The following is a 2,342-nucleotide window of genomic DNA, read 5'->3' as shown; positions in this document are numbered from 1 at the left end:
ACCGGTATCCAGGCCAGTATACGCGAAGAGTCTTGCGGATCAGCAATTCCCACTTTCCACGGAGTGCCATCTGCGCGTGTGCCCCACGCGGTTAAATCACCACTGGCATTGATCACACCGCGATCTATACCTTGCTTCATCAACAATGCTTTAACACGATCGGCAGCATATCCTTTTCCAATAGCGGCAAAGCTTATGTGCATGCCTGGTGTTTGCAGATATACTTTGTTCTCTGGTTGCAGTATAACCTTATCAGAGCCGACTTTTAGTTTAGCTTCCGTTAATGCTGCTTCTGTGGGCAATGAAAATCTATCGCCTTTAAAATTATAGAGCTTCTTCAGCGCACCGGCTGTTATATCGAAGGCACCCTGCGTAAGTGTTGAAAGATGTTTGCAACGCTGAAGGATGGTATATACTTCCGGATTCACTTCTACCGATTGTATACCGGCCGATTGATTGATGCGTGCGGTGTCTGAATCATGTGAAAATTCCGTGAGTAATTTTTCAAGGCGTTGCACTTCGTTAACCGCTATATCCATCGCAGCTATAGCTTGTGTTTCTTCACCTGCTATAACAAACTCAAAAGCTGATCCCATCAAGCGGGCCTGCCTTCGATGTTCCTGTATAGCCGGTATAATCATGGCAAAAGATGATGCTTTATCTTATCGATAAATTCCAGCGGAGTTTCATTGGTATAATGAAGGGGCGACAACACCGAGCGATCTACTCGCAGCAGTACAAGATAAGGAAATTGACCGGAAGGATTATACCGGTCTGCAAGCCTTTCGTTTTGTTGCTTGATCTCGTCTGCCAGTTTTTTACGCTGAGGGAAATCGGCTTCCAGTATCACCAGGTTCTCGCTGGCAAAATCCTGAAAGGCTTTCTCTTGCAAAATCTTTTTTTCAAACCGTATGCAGGGCGCACACCAGTCGGAGCCGGCAAACACGAGCAACACCGGTCGCTTCATTTCAGATGCTATACGAAAAGCTTCATCAGCCTGTTGCTGCACCTGTGCTGTAGCGGTTACAGCACTTACCCCAATCAGAAAAATGATACTATACTTCACGATGTTCCTTGTCGCTCCAAATCTAGTCAATTTCATTCCGTTCATTTTTCAGCTTAAGCAAAAGATAATATGAACATAACACACATCGGCTTTATAAGCTCTTCCACAAATATAGTGTAGCGTATGCTTCCCAGCCTTTGTATTTTCTGTAAAAGGTTTTCACCTGCTCCAGCGTTGGCTTCGCTTCCATTCGTTTCAGGTTCTTGATAGCATTGTGAACACCGGCATCTTCCAGCGGAAACGCATCGGGATAGCGAAACGTCTTCATCAACGCATAATTCGCAGTCCAGTTACCAATACCTTTTATTTTCATCAGTTCTTCTTTGGCAGCCTGCAAGGGTAAATCCTTCAACTTCTCTCTGGATACAACTCCGGTTGCAAAAGCCTCACCGATTGTAGCAATATATTTACTCTTTTGTCGCGAGAATTGTAACGGCAAGAGTATATCGTCCGATAATGTAGCCACAACGGCTGGCCTGGGGAACAGGTAGTAGTGTTGCCCTTCAAAGCCTATCTTCTCACCAAAACTCTCGACAAAGCGTTGCTTCAATGTATAGGCAAATACAAGATTTATCTGCTGCCCCAGCACAGCCCATATAATTGATTCAAAAAGATCGGGCTGCCCGATGATCCTATACCCATGAAATTTCAACACAAGGTCTTTCAGAAATTTATCTTTCGCTGATAGCTCGTAGAAAGGTTTTATATCGGTATCCAGGTCGAACCATTCGCGTATATACTGTGCCAGTATTTTCTTCCCTGCCGGTGCCAGTTCTGAATTTAAAATCTGGACCTGAAGATTTTCTTTATTCTTTGCGTGCACCCGGAAGAGTATATGCTCCTCTCCGATCTGCAATAGCTTTACTACACTCTTGTCGTCACAACGATGCATGACTTCACGTGGAGAGCGCTTCAGAAAATCCATGGTAAGATCAAAACTGAATTCTGCAGGAACCGGAACAAGAAAGCTCTTCATGATAACAGGTGTGTTGATGCCGATGCAATACTACAGAACGAAATGGGAGTATAGAAGGCTCGCATATTAAATGGCATAACAGCAAGTTTCGGGTTGGTTCATAGCTCCCGAAACGCAATTATAGCCATGCCGGTTCCATGGAATGCGCAAGATTCAGGTTGAAGAAATTTACCGCACTTCTGAATTTTACAGAAAAACATTTATGACAGCGATCGAAAATTTAGCGTGGGAAACTATATACCATTCGTTGAATCAGAAAGGATATGCTTTGATTCCCGAAGTATTGTCGCAGGAAGAGTG

Annotated in this window: 3 protein-coding genes; all 3 read right to left on the bottom strand. The window is 44.2% G+C overall.

Annotated features, from left to right (window positions below):
- Positions 1-641: FAD:protein FMN transferase (locus VIN08_RS03130; RefSeq protein WP_331960083.1), on the bottom strand; the 641-nt coding region annotated here is incomplete at its 3' end.
- Positions 638-1,102 carry a thioredoxin family protein gene (locus VIN08_RS03125; RefSeq protein ID WP_331960080.1) on the bottom strand — a complete coding sequence of 155 codons (465 nt, stop codon included), beginning with the start codon at positions 1,100-1,102 and terminating at the stop codon, positions 638-640. The genes VIN08_RS03125 and VIN08_RS03130, both read right to left, overlap by 4 nt.
- A gap of 55 nt (positions 1,103-1,157) precedes the next feature.
- Complete coding sequence (locus VIN08_RS03120; RefSeq protein ID WP_331960077.1) at positions 1,158-2,042, bottom strand: DNA-3-methyladenine glycosylase 2; 885 nt, start codon at positions 2,040-2,042, stop codon at positions 1,158-1,160.
- Between the last annotated feature and the right edge of the window lie 300 nt (positions 2,043-2,342).

Origin of the sequence: Ohtaekwangia sp. (assembly GCF_036568665.1) — a bacterium.
GTDB lineage: Bacteria > Bacteroidota > Bacteroidia > Cytophagales > Cyclobacteriaceae > Ohtaekwangia.
This window is presented reverse-complemented; position numbering and strand designations above follow the sequence as displayed.